A 16,798-nucleotide genomic window follows, 5' to 3' on the forward strand; every position below is an offset into this window, starting at 1 on the left:
TTTATCTTCAGTTTTCTTCTCTTCTATCTTTGCTGTTTCTTTATCTTCAGTTTTCTTCTCTTCTATCTTTGTTACTTTCTTTTCTTGAGCAATTGCTTTCGTTGATGTATTAGAAGGGGTAAACAATTGGTATGTCACTATACCAACTGTCACTAATACCAAAGTAAATGCAATATTAAAAATTGCCTTTTGACGACGATTCTGTTGTTTTTCTTGAAATCTGCTTACTTGTCCCATTCTTCAAACCTCCGTGTTTACTTTCTCCTCTACTCTTTATGTATTATCCCTAAAATTCTTAATATTTTTATTAAACAATAGAAATAAACTACACTTTCCATACAGGATTTCATATCATAATAAAATTTGTGTTTTTTCAAGTATCTGACATATGTTATTCAAAATAGTTTAATACATTAAAAATAGATAAGCTTCTGCACTTAAGAAACTTTCAATTTTATTCAAAGGTGATTCCAATTATGTCCATATTAGATCTCCTGTAGAAAGCTTTTTAACAATTAAACCTCTTCTTCCCTTATTTATAATTTTTAAATTAAATTTCCCTCTATAGTATAATAAAGATGTTTCGTTTTCTAATGGGGTATGTCGTAAAATCAAAAGGGATTTTATCTCTTTTACCTTCTTTTCAGAGTAAATTTCACCACTAGGAAATTCTATTATTCCTAATGTAATCTTTAATTCGCTCTCATCGAAAGGCCACTCCTTATTAAGTTCCCTTATCTTTTGTATAAAGCTTCTTTTGGTTTGTCCTATATATAGCAATGTTACACTCTTAGCACATACTCTAGAGATTGCAAATATCCCCTTCTTAGAAGCTTCTTCCCTATTATAAAAATCATTTATACTATACATTCCATACCATTTAATATGTACTGTTTCTATGAATCTCACCTCATTTTTAGACAATATTATAATTTCTGAATGTTCAAATTATAATGGGCGCATAGTCCTGATTACTTGAATTATAAATTGTGCTTTTCAATAATACATTTTATTATTACTAATTTCAATAATACAAAAAAAATACAATATTATAGTTTAATTACAAAACTTTATAAAAAAACAAAGTGATGTCGTACCAAATATTATATTTTTTCAATATCAGACTACCATGAACAAAAGTTAGAGAGTTATTGAATAAAATATAATTTGTATGTACATACATTTCTTTAAAAAGAAGTTTTGTAGTTTGCAACTGAATAAAAAAAAAATAGATTTTTATGACTCTTTTGGAGATATACCAAAGTGGAATCTTTGATATGCACGTTACTATACCGAACTTTCGGTATAGTATTTTTTTGCAGCTCCTTGATTTTTCACCAAATACGTATAAAAATCAATAGTAGGAAAATAAACTGCTGGCTAAAAGTTTACTTTCGATAAAATAAAAAAGGACCTGCTCCATTCATTCTTAAAAACATAAAGTAAAGTGAACCCGTTAAAATACATGAATGAACCTTAGTTTTAATCCTCTTACCTAAAGGAGGAACTATTATGGGCTATGGTGGTAGTTGCGGAGAAGGCTGTGGTTTTGCTGGAGGATTTGCTTTGCTTGTTGTACTCTTTATACTATTAATCATTATCGGATGCAGTTGCTTCTGCTAAAAAACTATTAGAAAGGACACTCTTATATGGGTGTCTTTTCTTTATGAAAAATATCTAACTATCAACCTTTTCTTTATGACTTCTAACATCAATAAAGGGTGATACAAACTATTACATATGTTTGTACCACCCTTTATTGATGCGTTTAGACTTCACAGTTGTTGAAGTTTTAGACTTCTCCCTTAGTGTACCCATATTATTAGAACATCCTGTAATCTGTAGACAAAATGTAGCTAATAAAAACAATATTAATAATTTCTTCAATAAATCCTCCTACATGCATAAAACACCATATGTTACAAAACAAACATAACATCAACTCTTTATAAAAACAATATAATCCTCGGTCCTTAAGCTATCTCTTAACATAGGAGTACCGCCACAAATCCATTTTTAAAATATCCCCTACTTAAGGAATTTGTAAGTATCAAGTAAGAAAAACGAGAGCTTTGTTTCGTATAATCAAAATATAAAGTGAAGGAAGAAAGATTATTTCTGGGATTAATATGCATGTGACAAGAGCAGAAAGCTACGTTTTTTTAGAATAATAATATGAGTATGTCCAAGTTTTGGAGATTGCTTGCAAATATTTTGAAGTTTTCGCACCAGAATTCTAATTACCATACCTGTTTTTTACCATCACATATTGGAGGTTAAAACATGAATAAAAAAAAGAAAATACAAAGATCAGTACTTACCTTTACCCTACTCTTTTCTTTAGGCGTTTCATCTTTCCCGCTTACAACAACTATTCACGCAGATACACGCGAGGAACAATCTGCTGAAAAGAAACTAATCTCTTTAACGGAGCGTACATCATTATTTTTTGAATATCTCCAGCAAGGTAAGTATGCAGAGGCACTCCAGTTGACGTCTGCTGCTTTTCAATCCAAGTTTACAGCAACCACATTACAAAACTGGTGGACACAAAGTGGCTGGAGCGGGATAAAAAGCATGGGAACCCCCGTGATAAAAGAACGAAACTTGGTCCATCAGACGGTAGAAATTCCAGCAGCTACCGAAGGAACTACCATACCGCTACTCCTTAAATTCACACCTGGCGGGAAAGTAGATGAAATTGGAGAAAGGCCACCCGAAGAATCTTATACCATCCCACATCCTAGCTATGATCAACCTGACTCCTATCAAGAACGTGAAATCGTCATTGGAAATTCTACCTATCCGTTACCAGCGACATTAACAGTTCCGAAGCATCAGCGTGGTGAAAAGGTACCCGTCGTTGTTCTTGTGCATGGTGCTGGCATCCATGATCGCGATGCTACCTATTTGGGAACAAAAATCTTACGAGACCTTGCGGTGGGCCTTTCATCCAACGGAATTGCAGTGTTGCGCTATGAAAAACGCACCTTAGAACATGCATTAAAGATGAGTGCAGAACCTGTTACATTAGACCGTGATACTACAGATGATGCCATATATGCAGCAAAGTCAGCAGCGCAGCAGGAAGGCATTGATCCAAATAATATTTTCATTCTCGGACATAGCCAAGGAGCTGGCACAATGCCGCGTATACTGAGCAAAGCGCCTTCCTCACTTGTTCGAGGAAGTATCTTACTCGCACCACCTGCACGCCCTTTGACTGACATTGCCATTGATCAGTATGAATACCTTGGGGCATCAAAGGAAGAAATCGATGAACTAAAAAGACAGGCTGCTTTTATTCAGGACCCTACTTTCAATCCTGACCATCCTCCAGCTGGCTACAATTTTGGGTCACCTCATTTTATGTATGATGTTTCTAGGTGGCGTCCAGTTGAAGAGGCAAAATCACGAAAAGAGCCTTTACTCATTCTGCAAGGAGCACGTGATTATCAAGTAACAGTAAAAAATGAATATACAAAATGGCAAGAAGGGCTTGCAAACCGCAGGAATGTTCAGTTCAAAAAATACCCGAAACTGAATCATTTCTTCACGGAGGGTGACGGGGAATTAAGCCTCCCTAGTGAATATGAAATCCCTGCTAATATTCCCGAGTACGTCATCCAGGACATTATTACATGGGTTAACGAGACAAAAAAATAAGAAAACATCAAAAGCCTTCATGCAATCATCATTGCGTGAAGGCTTTTTTGAAGCTAGTGATTTAGAGATAGCTATTATTTTATATAATATTTGCCCCAAAACGAAAAATTAGAGTCTTTTATAGCAATGAAGTTCATTTTAGGAGCAACCTGCTCTGTGAGCTTAACGGTGATGGGCGGTACCCCTAGAATAAAAAACAAGAGTAGTTAAAAAGACTACTCTTGTTTCTTTTCTTTCTCTTCTTTTTCAATTTCAGATACCGATTTTGCTGGTTTTTTAATCATTTTATCTAATTCCCCAGAACAACCAAACTTATCCTCAAATTTATCTGTAGTACTTATACTTGCATCAAACCATAATTCCTTATCATTATTTATATATCCTTCTACAGAAGGAACTCCCATTGGACTTACATCTTTTTTTGTAAACGTAATCGATTTTACACCTTCGATATTATAATGAATATACTTTTCTACTCGTGCCTCTTGTACTTTCCAAAACTTTTCTTCTTTTTCTTTTTGTTTTAAGTATTCCATAGTAAAATATCCTCCTGCTATGAGTATCACAGCAGATATAACCAAAATCATTGCTTTCTTCATTGGAAATCTCCTTATAAAAAGCCTACCAATGTATTCTTCTTAAAATGGGATAGAGAAGACAAGAATAGTGCAAAAACTACTCTTGTTTCTTTTCTTTCTCCTCTTTTTCAATTTCAGATACTGATTTTTCAGGATCTTTTATAAGTTTTCCTAATTTCCCAGAACGCGTAAATTTGTCTTCAAAGTTTTCAGTTGTACTTATACTAGCTATAAAATCTAATTCTTTATTATTATTTATATAACCTTTTATATGAGGAACTCCCATTGGACTTACCTTATTTTCTGTAAATGTAATAGATTGTACATCTTTAATATTATAACGAATATACTTTTCCACTCGTGCTTCTTGTCGTTTCCAAAATTGTTCTTCTTTTTCTTTTTGTTTTAAGTATTCCATTGTAAAATACCCTCCTGCTATAATACAAATAATGGATAAAATAATTACCAATTTCTTTTTCATTTAAAATCCCCTTGTATTTGAATATAGTTAAAATATACCATGAAATGAGTTGAAACATATGAGTGAATTGAAAAAAAATCCAATTGCCACAGATGAAGATTATTTCGAACTATCAGATCAAGTTTATGAACCCGGAGTTTTAGAAATTGAAAAAGAAATAAAAGGTTCAAATAATAAAAAATGGGTAGTTATAAAGACATTTGATGCAGATAAAACAAAAGTAAAAAACGGATTGCAAGCAATCGCTGTAGTACCTGCAAATAAGTATAAACCTGGTAAAAAACAGTATGACGATGTAATCATTGCATTCCGTGGTACTGAATTTGATAGATTCGATGGAGATAAAACCACAGATATAGTTCAAATTACACTTGGACAAAAAAAGAACCTTGGTGTAGCAGGAGAAAAGGCTCCGACATCATTTGATAGTGCATTAGAATTTACAGAAAAAATCAAGAAAAAATATAACCCTACATCTATTCACACTACCGGACATAGTAAAGGAGCTGCGGAGGCCCAATATGTAGCAGCAGAAATGAATTGTTATGCAACAACATATGCTGCACCAAATATTTATAGATTACTAAGTGATAAAGCAAAAAAACGAGTAGATGAAGGCGTAATGGAAAATAAAGTAGTAGATTATACTCATAAAGAAGATGCTGTAGGAAATTTCAATCAATTTGGAGCACCTATGATTGGTAAACAATTTACAACGAAAAGTAATGGAACAGATAGTATTCTCGCGGCTGTATTTATGGGACAACATCCAATGTCAACATTTCTAGAAATGTTCCACAATAATGGTAGTGTTCGACTAGAATTAGAACCAGATGATATTATCCGGCATGCAAAAGAGATACAAAAAATAAGCGATATATTATCTGATATTATTAGAAATATAGAAAGATTTCAACAACAAGAAGAAGAGGAAGTTGCGAAATTAAAGAGTCAATTGAAGCATGAGACAGGCCCTGGAGGAAAATATCATCTGTTAGAAGAACATGATGTAGATGAAGCAATTAGAGAGGTTGCAAAAATATCCCAAAACGGAAGAGACTATTTTCATGATGTACAACTAGCAGAAGAACTAATTCATCTTTTACGGAAAAAACAAAAAGAATTGATTCATTTTGGAGATGACATTGCTTATGCAGCTAATTCATTACGAGATAAAGATAATCAATTAGGAACAAATTTTGAAGGACTGGTGGCGAGATAATATGACGGATTTTATAGGGGAAATTCAAAAAATAGAGAAAGAAATAGAGAAAGCTACAGTTGGTGCAGTTGGAACTATTATAGATGAATTGCAAGCTGTTAAAAAGCAATTAGAAAAAGAATTGCAACAATCACTTTTAAAAACTGATGTAGCATTCAAAACAAATAGCATAGTAGCAAGCCAAAAACATGCCATTCAAAAAAACAAAGAAGCATTTCATGATGTATGCAAAAGTTTATCTGAACAAGGAATTGAATTAAACAAAAGTTTTGAAAGCAAAACAGGTAGTGCAATAAAAGAAACATTACATAAACATCTCGATCAAATTCGGAATGAAATGATTTCTAAACAATATGATTTAATTAATAGTTGTGGAAAAAAATAAAAAATTTCTATTATTATTTTAATCTATATATATACAAAAAAGTCCTCTTATGTAGGACTTTTTCTAATACGCAAATAGATGCTATATTATCAAGCATCGCTCCTGCTTCAATTCTATGTAGCTTTAATTCCCTAAAAGCAAAATCTACAACAAGTTGAAGAGCCTCTGTTGTATAGCCCTTTGTATTATGCTCCTTATCCAAAGTAAAACCCGTATAACAACTTTGGAGGTCTCCCCTAACAATTTGAGTTAATGAAATGTCTCCAATCAGTTTATCATTTTCTCTTAAAAAGATTCCGAAAGGGTATACTTGCCCTTCAGTTGTCCTTTTTAGAGCTTGTTCAAGACGTATTTTTTGATGTTCTTCTGTATAAAAAACTTCTGGGAGCAATGGACAAACTCGCTGAAAAAATTCGCGATTTCTAATATGTAAGTTAGCTAACTCGTTAGCATCATCAGTTTTATAAAGCCGAATATAAATGTGCTTCCCTACTAGTTTCATAACATCCCTCCAACCTTTTTATATGTCTAATGAGGAAAAAGTATACCGTATACTATATACAGTTGGATAATATCAGGAAGCATTTTGCACGAAAGAAAAGACACTCTATATGAGTGTCTTTTCCAATAGTTTTTAGCAGAAGCAAGAAGCTCCAACGATGATTAATAAAATGAATAACACAACTAATAAAGCAAAGCCTCCAGAAAAGCCACAACCGCCACAACTACCACCATAACCCATAATAGTTCCTCCTTTAGATAAGAGGGGAAAACTAAGGTTCACTCATGTATTTTAATGGATTCGTTTCATCTTATGTTTTTTCGTATTGATTGAGCAGGTCCTTTCGAAAACTATTCATATATTAACTATATTTTTAAAAATAAATAATTTAACTATAACAATAAATAGATAAATTAATATAATGTATTAATTCTAAAAGAAGGGAGGAATAGCCATGCAATTAGTTTGTTTTAAAATAGTAAGTGGTCAGTATTTCTTGTTTGTAGAAGGTATTCAAATTCCTGTACCAATTCCAGCAGTTGCTGCAGCTTTATTAATTGGTTTAGGAGTAATTCCACTTTGTTCTTAATGTAAGGAATTCGGATCATTCCTATCTTTCCATTGGAAAAGCCTCAAGTATATGAATACTTGAGGCTTTTCTTATAATTGAGAAAGACACTTTAACGTGGCTGAAGATCTCCTGATTTAAATAATGCGGCCGTTACATCATCACCGAAAGTATTGAAACAGAATACTTGCTCGTCTACCTTATCCATTACTGTAGCTTCACCTATCTTGCCACCTTGAAGTTTAATAAAATAGTTATGTTCTTCTAAAATTTCACTAAAATCTCTATTTGCCCATCTTTCAGTAATTGCTAATAGCTCTTCTTTATTCTTGAAATTGTTTCCGTTTAGAATGTTTCTTACTTTCTCTGCATTCTTTTTGGACATAGGGGTTGCTCCCTTTCCTTCACACGCTTTTACTTTTTGATGAGTCATGCTATGCATAGCTGAAATAACTTCTTCTTCAGTAGAAGTTACTGTAATGTGAAGTTGTGCATTTGAACCTTTCACTTCTGCTTCATTCGATAGTGTGTCTTCTTTATTAACCTCTGCAAAAACATGGTCCTCACTCTCAAGCCGGACTTCAGCAAACTGTAACATTCCATAAGTCATACCAGTTGCAAGTACTACTCCCCCTATAATAGATGCTAGCCAATACGTTAGCTTCTTGTCCATCTTCATTTCCCCTGTCTTCGTTTAAATATATTAACTAAAGAATACCATATTTAATTCCTTTTTATTGAAGAGGCTCTAATTTTCACTATAAAAAACGTATAAATCATTTAATACCAATATAACAACTTCACAATCATGACTATGCCTATTCTCATAACAGGATCTATATACGATGTCACTAAATCATCTGGTGAACTATTAGTTATTAGTACGGCTTTGCATCCTTATTCTCAAAAAGGATAATTATTGTACATACCAATTCTTATGTATGAAGACACCCAAAACAAGTGTTACGAAAAAAATATAAAAAAGACATCTTTTCTAGGGAAAGATGTCTTTTTTATATAAACCTTAATGTTCGTTCTGTAAAACCCTCGCTGCCTTTACTCCTTCTTTCTCTTCTTTTAAGAATAACGATACGATAAATGCAACAATAATAAAGATTAACCCAAGTGCAAATGCACCTTGGAACCCTGACGTTAAACCGTTTAACTTCTCTACTGGATCCAGTGGATTTGCGGAGCTTTCCATATACTTAGTTGTTCCTGAAGACATTTTCGAAATAAAGATAGCTGTACCAATTGCACCAGCTACTTGTTGCAACGTACTAAATAGTGCTGTTCCGTGCGGATATAAATCTGGTGTTAATTGATTTAAACCGTATGTTTGTGCTGTCATGACAAACATGAGTCCAACCATTAATACGCTATGCATATTAATAATTTGTACCATTGATGTATCAGGAGTAATGCCTTTAAATAAGAACATTGCAATTCCTACTAAGAAAATGCCGGGAACGATAATAACTTTCGGACTAAATTTATCAAATAGTTTACCTGCGATTGGTCCCATTATGGCGCTAATAACACTTCCCGGAAGCATGATAATTCCTGATTTAAAAGCTGTAACGAGTAAAACGGTTTGCAAGAACATCGGTAATAAAGTCATCGTTGAAAATAACGACATCATCACAATGACAATTAATCCAACTGATAATGTAAACATCGGAACTTTAAATGCTCGTAATTCTAAAATTGGATTCTCAATTTTCAATTGTCGAACGGCAAAAATACATAATGAGATAAGCCCAACAATTAAAGTGCCATACACTTTTGCATCGGACCATCCTAAATCACCCGATGCACTAAAGCTATACACAAGCCCGCCAAATCCTAATGTCGATAAAAGGATAGATGGGTAATCTACTTTTGGCCTTGTTAACTCTGAAACATTTTGAATGTACTTCATCCCAATCATAATGGAAATGATCACGATAGGAATAACAATATAGAATAACCAGCGCCAATTTAATGAATCCACAATTACTCCAGATAATGTAGGGCCAATTGCCGGAGCTGCCATCATCACGAGTGCGATTAATCCCATTGTCGCACCACGTTTTTCAGGTGGACAAATGATTAAAATCGTATTCATTAATAACGGTGTAATTAACCCCGTCGCTACAGCTTGGACGATACGGCCAATTAATAAAACGGAAAATGTCGGTGCGAATCCCGCAATTAATGTACCGACTAAAAACGTTACCATAGCGATCAAAAACATTTGTCTCGTTGTGAGCCATTGCTGAAGTAATGCTGTAATTGGAACTAAAACCCCAACTACTAACATGTATGCTGTAGAAAGCCATTGAATCGTTGAAGCCGTTACGTCAAATTCTTTCATTAATACCGTTAACGCATTTCCAAGTAATGTTTCATTTAATAATGCAACCATTGCACCTAAAAGTAATGCAATTAAAATGGGGGTATGTTTCAAATTAGAAGTATCAACTTTGCCACTTGCAGGGCTCTTAGTTGTCATATTCATTTACAGATTCTCCTCCTGTTGCTTACTTAAAAAGCTTTAAATACACCAGAACACATGTAATATAATATACATATGTAGATTAAAAAGGGAGAATCAATTTTCAGCCACTGTATATTTAATCTACAAAAAAGGAGAATTGTAGATGAATGATAATGAAAAACAACTTGATTTACGTATTAGACGTACACATAAATTACTGTGGGATTCCTTATTTGAATTAATGACGCAATCAAAACAGAAATATAGTACGATCACAATTAACCAAATATGTGACCGCGCAATGGTACACCGAACAACCTTTTATAAACATTTTGAAGATAAAGATGCTTTATTAACATTTGGATTTAAACGATACGGCAAGATGATTGCTGAAATACCGGTTTCAGATCGATTAAGTAAACCATTTCAAGTAATGGAACAATTTCTACATCATGAAGAAATCGGTAAAATATTAGAAACACAAATGTCTGATGAACAATTTATTAACCGGACACAGCATTTAAGTCATGAAACGAGAAAACAAGAAATAGAAGCGTTAAATCAACTTTGCAAAAATCATACGATGCCCAGTGATTTAATCATTGAATTTTATTCAGGGGCAATCACCTCATTAAGCGCATGGTGGTTTAAAAGTGAAAGAAAAGTTTCTGCTGCTGAAATGGATAGGTATCTCCATCAACTTATTAATCGGGATATTTTTCAGTTTGAAAAGGAATAAGACTACACCTTTTCAATCATGCAATAAAGTGAAACTTTAATCAGCCCTCACCAATCGGACTTTTACGGACAGCCCGACCCCCACCTAACTTCTTTGCTTCCACTGAATTTTGAGGTGGGGGTCTTACTGCCCGTTAAAGCGGTATCAAATTGACCACAAAATAGGAATATAATATATTTTCCGTAGAATACTATATAAGTGTGACATCAAATAAAATGGCATATAATAAAAAGAAGAGATGCGCTAACATCTCTTCCTTAACTGCTACCGTATGGGTGGTAGTTATTATAAGCTATTTCTTTTTACGAAACCCACCCTTTTGCTTCCTACGGCGCGGAGTGGTTTTTTTGTTGTCCTTATCCAGAAGTTGCTTCCGCAAAAAATACGCTGAAACTTCACGCACATCGTACGTCCTGATTCTGTACTATCTGTTCCGCTACCAGATACGTAAATGAACGTCATGTTTGGATTTAACTCCGCTAATGTTTTCGCGGCGGATAACATTAAATCCATGAAATAAAACGTCGATAAATTTAAGTTACAAATATTCAGAATTAATATTAAAATAAAAATGGGGATAGGGGTATGGGCTTATAAAATTTATACATAACGAGGGAATAGAAATGAAACTACAATTAAAAGCGGATTTAATGTTACTACTAGTTACATTTTTTTGGGGTGCATCCATCCTACTTACAAAGCTTGGACTTGATGGCATAGAAGAATATAATTTAATCGCATTACGATTTATTATCGCTTTTCTTTTATCAGGTTTAATATTTTACAAACATTTATTTAAGATCGATTTTAAAACTGTAAAATATGCATTTATACTCGCTTCTGTCTTATTTATCGTTTACATTTTCGCGACTTTCGGTACAAAGTATACAAGTGTTTCTAATGCTGGTTTCTTACTATGTCTCACAGTCATTTTCATTCCGATATTATCAGCTATATTTTTAAAACACATTCCAGAAAAGAAAGTTATAGTAGGAATCATTTTAACGATAATAGGAATCGGCTTATTAACATTAACTAGCGAATTCAAAATCGGTAACGGCGATATATTTTGCATACTGTCTGCCCTGTTTTATGCGATCCACGTCATCATTACTGGAAGCGTAACGAAACATGTGAATTCCATTGCACTTGGAGTCATACAACTCGGTTTCGTCGGCCTATTTAGTCTTATTTTCTCATTCATTATAGAAACACCAAAACTTCCTAGCACGATCGACTCATGGCTAATCATATTAGCTTTAAGCATATTTTGCACCGCAGTCGCATTCATCGTGCAAGTAATTGCCCAGCAATACACTACACCTACCCATACAGGTCTTATTTTTTCATTAGAACCTGTCTTTTCCGCAGGCTTTGCTTTCGTTTTCACAGGTGAAACGCTGACAGGAAAAGGATACTTAGGGGCTACGCTTATATTATTGAGTGTGTTAATTGCTGAGTTGGATTTTAAGAGTTTGTTGAGGCCTAATTATAAGAAGAATATAGAGTAAACATTTCAATATAATCAATAAACATACCCCAGAAAAATATGAGTTTATATTATTTTCATTCTCTTCACTTAGATTTTCTTTTTAGATGCTATCTTCAAATAAGGTAGCATCTAAAAAATGTTAAAAGGAATCTCTCCTTAGTATCTTCTTATACTTGATGTAGTTTGCATACTTGACCTTTTCTACGTTCTTTAATTACTTACTGAATATAGTCATACAGATTTTTCGCTAACAATAAACAAGTTACTGTAATGAAAAGGGCACGAACATACCCGCTTCCTTTTTTTATAGCAAATTTGGAGCCAACAATCCCTCCAGCAATTTGAGCAATCCCCATTATAAAACCATATGCATAGTTTACTTGCCCTACATACATAAACATCAACAATGCACCAACATTACTTCCTAAATTAAGAAGCTTCGCATTACCTGCTGCTTTTAAAAAATCATACCCAATAAATAAAAGAGAAAACATTAAAAACGAACCTGTTCCAGGACCTAGAAATCCATCATAAAAACCAATAGCAAAAATAAAAAAGGTAAAAATAATGACGTGTCGACCAGACAATTTCTTATGAGTGGAAATACTACCCCAATCCTTTTTGAATATCGTATAAATAGCGACCGCACCAAGCATAATCAACATCAATGGCTTCAGTACTTCTGGATTGATTAAATGAACGGTCCATGCCCCTATTATGGAACCTATGAAAGTGAGCGGAACTAATTTAAACGCCGATTTCAAATCAAGATTACCAGAACGATAAAACACAATATTACTAGTTGCACTTCCCATTGTCGATGCTAGTTTATTCGTAGCTACTGCACTTGCTGGATTCAGTCCTGTAAATAATAAAGCGGGTAAGGCAATGAGTCCACCACCACCTACAACTGAATCAATAAATGCAGCTACAAATCCAAAAACAATCAAAATCATTAATACAGATGGGTCTAAATACAAATCCATACTAGTAGCCTCCCCTTTAGTCACTATTGTAATAGTAACTATCAATTTGCTAAATGTAAAGAGTTATTGTAACGTTGAAATATAACAGCAAACATCGGAGGACGAAAAAAGTGGACTACATAGTACAACAGCTTAAAAAAATTGGTTTTAATGAATATGAAGCTAAATCTTATGTATCTCTTGTGAAACAGGGGCCTGCTACAGCCTACCAAGTAAGTAAGGATTCAGGGGTCCCAAGAGCGCGAATTTATGAGATTTTAGGTAACCTTGTAGAAAAAGGAATTGTCATGAAGGAAGAAATAAATGACACCACTCGCTATTCACCTCTACCTGTTGAAATCTTTTTACAGAAAGCTCAATCAGAATGGCAGTCTACTTATGAAGGAATAAGTGATTCATTAAAAAAACTAGAAACTTCCGAGGAAAAAACGGATAATCGAGTAATTACTTTAAAAGACAATCAAGCAATCATTAGCTATTGTCAGGCATTAATAAAAAAAGCAGAACGACGTATTGTCATTTCAATGTGGGATGAGATGTATGAAGCATTAAAAGAAGATCTATCTGAAGTAGCTGATAAAGTTACAATACAAGGTATTACCCTACATGTTGAAAATCCCATTAAAAATCTAGAAGCCCATCGCATAACACCTTATACAGAAACCTTGTCTACAGAACATTGGTTTATTGTATCGATAGATTCTAAAGAGATGATTTATGGACCATCACTTGAAGAGCGTAATATTGCTTTTTATACAGATGACCCCGTTCATATATACTTATTAGAGGATTATGTATGGCATGATGTTTTAGTCAATCGACTTGTCCGACGTAGCCAAGATGACTTGCAGCAATGGATTACTGCAGAGAGAAAATCTTTCTTTATGGGGAAATGAGAAGGATATTGAAAGAATCAAAAAATAAAGCATAAGTGACTGAAATAGAACACTTATGCTTTATTTTATTTGCAAAGTGATGCTCCAGCCTTTTTACTATTTCCCCTCCACAAACCGCCCAAACTCCTTCAAAAATCTCAATTTAAAACTCCCCACAGGCCCATTCCGATGCTTCGCCACATGAATCTCCGTCATCTCTTTCTGCTTCGTTTCCTTATCGTAATAATCTTCGCGGTACATAAGCATAATGACATCCGCATCTTGCTCAATTTGTCCGGTCTCTCTTAAATCAGATAAAAGAGGACGCTTATCTTGCCGTGACTCTACAGAACGAGATAACTGTGACAGTGCTACTACACAAACATTTAATTCACGCGCTAATACCTTAAGCTTACGAGAAATCTCACTAATCTCTTGAAATCGATTGCCCTTATGCTTCGGATCGCCCGTAATAAGCTGCAAATAATCTACAATAATTAAAATCTTTTTATCACCGTGCTTCCTCTTTAACTTACGAGTTTGCATCCAAATATCTTGCACCGTAACGCCTGCATTGTCATAAATCTCAAATGGCAACTCACCAATCTCCGCAAACGCCTTACTTACCTTCTCCCAATCTTCCATCGCAAAACGATGCTTCGGATTTTTCAGCCTACCTCCTGACACTTCGCCTACGCAAGAAGCCATCCTTTTCAATAATTGCTTACTACTCATCTCTAACGAAAACAATCCCACCGCCGCTCCAGACTTCGCCGCATGTAGTCCAACATTTAGCGCAAACGCAGTCTTCCCCATAGAAGGACGCGCACCAAGGACGACAAAATCACCTTCCTGCAATCCGCACGTCATTTTATTTAACGATGTATAACCAGTCTCAATACCAGTAATCTCCTTCACATCTTGATGAAGCTCCTCATACAAATCAACTAACGCATCCTTCAAATCAAATTCACATACAGAGTCTTTCTCCTCTAACTCACAAAGCGCCGTAATCGTCTCACCGATAACTTTCTCACTCTTCTCCGCAATAAGACGCTCTCCCATCTTGTGCCCAAGAACACCAGCCTGATACATTTTCCACGCGCCTCGAACAAGCCCCTCATAATATGAGAAGTTGCTAGTAGTAGGCACACCATCCATTAGCCCTATAAAATACTCCATTCCCCCGATCCCCTTCAAAAAATTCGGGTCCAACCTAGAAGTGAAAGTCACAAGATCAATCGGTTGCCCCTCTCCTTCCATCTTTCGCATTAACTGAAATATAGACTTATGCACCGGCATCGAAAAATACTGCTCCGTCAAACGGCACTCCTTAATAAGCTCTCCAGCAAGCAATAGAGAACCTAACACCGTCTTTTCCGCCTCCACATTTTGAATACTCATGGCCGCCACCCGCGCTCAGCTAAAAAGCGCTGCAACTCTTCCTCAGACGGCGCATTCTTCTCCCACTCCTCACACCTCGCCAAAAACTCCTCCGCCTCCCCCGTACTAACAGACGACTCCTTCTTTCTAAACTTAGCCGTATCTGTCTCAACCTCACACACTTTCGTAAATCCCTTCCCATGCCAATCGCGTAAAATCCCCTTCACATAAGCAATCGTCCGCTTATTATTCTCAAACGCAATTTGAAGCGCCTTCAGCACAAGCTCCTCTGACAAATCTTCCATCCACGCACTCAGTTCCTCCATCGCAAAAGGAGACAAACTACCGAAATGTTGCTCATAAAAAGAAAACACACGACTTCCCGTTTCTTCCTCTACAACCTCTTCTTCTTCCTCTGTCTCCTCACAAATCAGCTCAACATCATCCACAGTCAAATCATCAGGCATACCGAAATGCGCTAAAAGCATCGGAACATTCCGCTCTTCCTCTACGCACTTCTGAAGAAACATATGTATAAACTCCTTATTCTTCACACCCTTCAGCTCACGAAGCACACACTTCTCCACATTCGTATTCGTCACCGGATTATAACGAAGCCAATTTAAAACGAATAACTCCCGAGTATCCGCATCATAAAGAATCTTCCCATAATCAATGAACCGCTGCACAAGCTTATCAACAGTCTCCCGATTATAACCCGTCTCCATCTCAGCTAACCGCTTCGGAAAAGGAAAAATCCCACACTGCGTCGTCTTCGAACAAGTTAACAAATACACATAAAAATACCGCTCCTCCGGCGTCAAATCCAAAACAAAATCATCCTGCCAAAAATTCACCTGCACATTACGATACACCGCCATCCTAATTCCTCCCGTCTCCGTTCAAAAGTAAAAACCTCTTCATAATATATATGGGAGACTGGCCGGGTTTTTGGCGTGTTATTTTAAATTTTTTTTGACTACTACTACTACGGTGTTTGTTGTTGTTTTTGTTTTTGTTGTGTTTTTTCTTAGTGATTTATTACTTGGTAGGGGCTTATAAGGGGCTTATAAGGGGCTAGTTATCGGTTACTTCGATTAGAAAGACTCGATTTGAAAAGCCGCCTCGTTCTTCTGCTTTCTTTTTTCGGATGTTGTTGATTTCTTCTAATGTTGCGCCTTCGTGTTCGGCTAGGGCGTTTATTAGTTCTAGTAGGTCGGATAGTTCTTCGAGTTTATCGGGTTTTGTTTTTGCTTTGATGTATTCTGTTAGTTCTTCTTGTGTTTTCTTGCATAGTTCCTCTATGTATTCATCTTCGGGTAGGATTCTTGTTGTGGGTGTTTTTCCGTTGGATTTTATTATTTGTGGAATTTTGTTTCGGATTAGTTTGTTGTAGGTTGACATGGGATTTCCCTCCGTTTGGTTTTTCTTCTATTATAATG

The 16,798-nt window shown here is 35.3% G+C and carries 20 protein-coding genes and 1 pseudogene; 8 read left to right on the forward strand and 13 right to left on the reverse strand.

What is annotated here, in order from left to right; translation table 11 throughout:
- A pseudogene (locus QO049_RS27585) lies at positions 1–237 on the reverse strand (DUF1510 family protein); the annotation flags it as partial.
- 237 nt (positions 238–474) lie between these two features.
- Complete coding sequence (locus QO049_RS27590) at positions 475–909, reverse strand: hypothetical protein (RefSeq protein ID WP_002100802.1); 435 nt, start codon at positions 907–909, stop codon at positions 475–477.
- A 603-nt stretch (positions 910–1,512) separates the two neighbouring features.
- Here QO049_RS27590 and QO049_RS27595 point away from each other — a divergent pair.
- Positions 1,513–1,623, forward strand: coding sequence for a YjcZ family sporulation protein (locus QO049_RS27595; RefSeq protein WP_000540371.1), 111 nt, complete (start codon positions 1,513–1,515; stop codon positions 1,621–1,623).
- Between the two features lie 660 nt (positions 1,624–2,283).
- Complete coding sequence (locus QO049_RS27600) at positions 2,284–3,666, forward strand: alpha/beta hydrolase (RefSeq protein ID WP_246962210.1); 1,383 nt, start codon at positions 2,284–2,286, stop codon at positions 3,664–3,666.
- 215 nt (positions 3,667–3,881) lie between these two features.
- On the opposite strand, the gene QO049_RS27605 is transcribed toward QO049_RS27600, so the two are convergent.
- Positions 3,882–4,265 carry a DUF1433 domain-containing protein gene (locus tag QO049_RS27605; RefSeq protein ID WP_246962208.1) on the reverse strand — a complete coding sequence of 128 codons (384 nt, stop codon included), beginning with the start codon at positions 4,263–4,265 and terminating at the stop codon, positions 3,882–3,884.
- Between the two features lie 76 nt (positions 4,266–4,341).
- The gene (locus tag QO049_RS27610) at positions 4,342–4,725 is read right to left on the reverse strand and encodes a DUF1433 domain-containing protein (protein WP_199630481.1); all 384 of its coding nucleotides are present in this window, start codon (positions 4,723–4,725) and stop codon (positions 4,342–4,344) included.
- A gap of 58 nt (positions 4,726–4,783) precedes the next feature.
- Here QO049_RS27610 and QO049_RS27615 point away from each other — a divergent pair, with 58 nt between their 5' ends.
- Positions 4,784–5,947 carry an alpha/beta hydrolase family protein gene (locus tag QO049_RS27615; RefSeq protein WP_284489675.1) on the forward strand — a complete coding sequence of 388 codons (1,164 nt, stop codon included), beginning with the start codon at positions 4,784–4,786 and terminating at the stop codon, positions 5,945–5,947.
- Between the two features lies 1 nt (position 5,948).
- On the forward strand, positions 5,949–6,332 hold the full coding sequence (locus tag QO049_RS27620) for a hypothetical protein (protein WP_199630477.1): 384 nt from the start codon (positions 5,949–5,951) through the stop codon (positions 6,330–6,332).
- Between the two features lie 13 nt (positions 6,333–6,345).
- Here QO049_RS27620 and QO049_RS27625 read toward each other — a convergent pair whose 3' ends face one another.
- Positions 6,346–6,834, reverse strand: coding sequence for a GNAT family N-acetyltransferase (locus QO049_RS27625; protein ID WP_284489676.1), 489 nt, complete (start codon positions 6,832–6,834; stop codon positions 6,346–6,348).
- Positions 6,835–6,966: 132 nt separating this feature from the next.
- A complete protein-coding gene (locus QO049_RS27630) occupies positions 6,967–7,074 on the reverse strand; it encodes a YjcZ family sporulation protein (RefSeq protein ID WP_000540375.1) in 108 nt (35 codons plus the stop codon).
- 214 nt (positions 7,075–7,288) lie between these two features.
- Between QO049_RS27630 and QO049_RS27635 the strand changes: the two genes are divergently transcribed.
- Entirely contained in the window at positions 7,289–7,423 is a 135-nt protein-coding gene (locus tag QO049_RS27635) for a hypothetical protein (RefSeq protein ID WP_001177693.1), read from the forward strand.
- 91 nt (positions 7,424–7,514) lie between these two features.
- On the opposite strand, the gene QO049_RS27640 is transcribed toward QO049_RS27635, so the two are convergent.
- Together QO049_RS27640 and QO049_RS27645 are read right to left on the reverse strand one after the other, a co-directional pair.
- Complete coding sequence (locus QO049_RS27640) at positions 7,515–8,075, reverse strand: PRK06770 family protein (RefSeq protein ID WP_246962202.1); 561 nt, start codon at positions 8,073–8,075, stop codon at positions 7,515–7,517.
- Between the two features lie 351 nt (positions 8,076–8,426).
- The gene (locus QO049_RS27645; RefSeq protein WP_284489677.1) at positions 8,427–9,902 is read right to left on the reverse strand and encodes an MDR family MFS transporter; all 1,476 of its coding nucleotides are present in this window, start codon (positions 9,900–9,902) and stop codon (positions 8,427–8,429) included.
- Positions 9,903–10,044: 142 nt separating this feature from the next.
- Here QO049_RS27645 and QO049_RS27650 point away from each other — a divergent pair, with 142 nt between their 5' ends.
- A complete protein-coding gene (locus QO049_RS27650; protein ID WP_000999313.1) occupies positions 10,045–10,620 on the forward strand; it encodes a TetR/AcrR family transcriptional regulator in 576 nt (191 codons plus the stop codon).
- 285 nt (positions 10,621–10,905) lie between these two features.
- Here QO049_RS27650 and QO049_RS27655 read toward each other — a convergent pair whose 3' ends face one another.
- Positions 10,906–11,133: a hypothetical protein gene (locus QO049_RS27655; RefSeq protein ID WP_246962196.1), complete on the reverse strand. Its 228-nt coding sequence runs from the start codon at positions 11,131–11,133 to the stop codon at positions 10,906–10,908.
- A 110-nt stretch (positions 11,134–11,243) separates the two neighbouring features.
- On the opposite strand from QO049_RS27655, the gene QO049_RS27660 reads away from it, so the two are divergent.
- Positions 11,244–12,131, forward strand: a complete 888-nt coding sequence (locus QO049_RS27660; RefSeq protein WP_000776055.1) for a DMT family transporter — start codon at positions 11,244–11,246, stop codon at positions 12,129–12,131.
- Between the two features lie 199 nt (positions 12,132–12,330).
- Here the strand turns inward: QO049_RS27660 and QO049_RS27665 are convergent, their stop codons facing one another.
- Complete coding sequence (locus QO049_RS27665; RefSeq protein WP_246962194.1) at positions 12,331–13,098, reverse strand: TSUP family transporter; 768 nt, start codon at positions 13,096–13,098, stop codon at positions 12,331–12,333.
- Positions 13,099–13,208: 110 nt separating this feature from the next.
- Here QO049_RS27665 and QO049_RS27670 point away from each other — a divergent pair, with 110 nt between their 5' ends.
- Positions 13,209–13,994, forward strand: coding sequence for a TrmB family transcriptional regulator (locus QO049_RS27670; RefSeq protein WP_097797219.1), 786 nt, complete (start codon positions 13,209–13,211; stop codon positions 13,992–13,994).
- A 96-nt stretch (positions 13,995–14,090) separates the two neighbouring features.
- Here QO049_RS27670 and dnaB read toward each other — a convergent pair whose 3' ends face one another.
- From dnaB to QO049_RS27685, 3 genes are all read right to left on the reverse strand, one after another.
- Positions 14,091–15,377: a replicative DNA helicase gene (gene dnaB / locus QO049_RS27675; protein WP_284489678.1), complete on the reverse strand. Its 1,287-nt coding sequence runs from the start codon at positions 15,375–15,377 to the stop codon at positions 14,091–14,093.
- Positions 15,374–16,237: a DnaD domain-containing protein gene (locus tag QO049_RS27680; protein WP_284489679.1), complete on the reverse strand. Its 864-nt coding sequence runs from the start codon at positions 16,235–16,237 to the stop codon at positions 15,374–15,376. Before QO049_RS27680 ends, dnaB begins: the two co-directional genes overlap by 4 nt.
- Before the next feature lie 196 nt (positions 16,238–16,433).
- Positions 16,434–16,760 carry a nucleoside triphosphate pyrophosphohydrolase gene (locus tag QO049_RS27685; protein WP_000109204.1) on the reverse strand — a complete coding sequence of 109 codons (327 nt, stop codon included), beginning with the start codon at positions 16,758–16,760 and terminating at the stop codon, positions 16,434–16,436.
- Between the last annotated feature and the right edge of the window lie 38 nt (positions 16,761–16,798).

This window comes from Bacillus sp. RB3 (assembly GCF_030164735.1).
GTDB classification, from domain to species: domain Bacteria; phylum Bacillota; class Bacilli; order Bacillales; family Bacillaceae_G; genus Bacillus_A; species Bacillus_A cereus.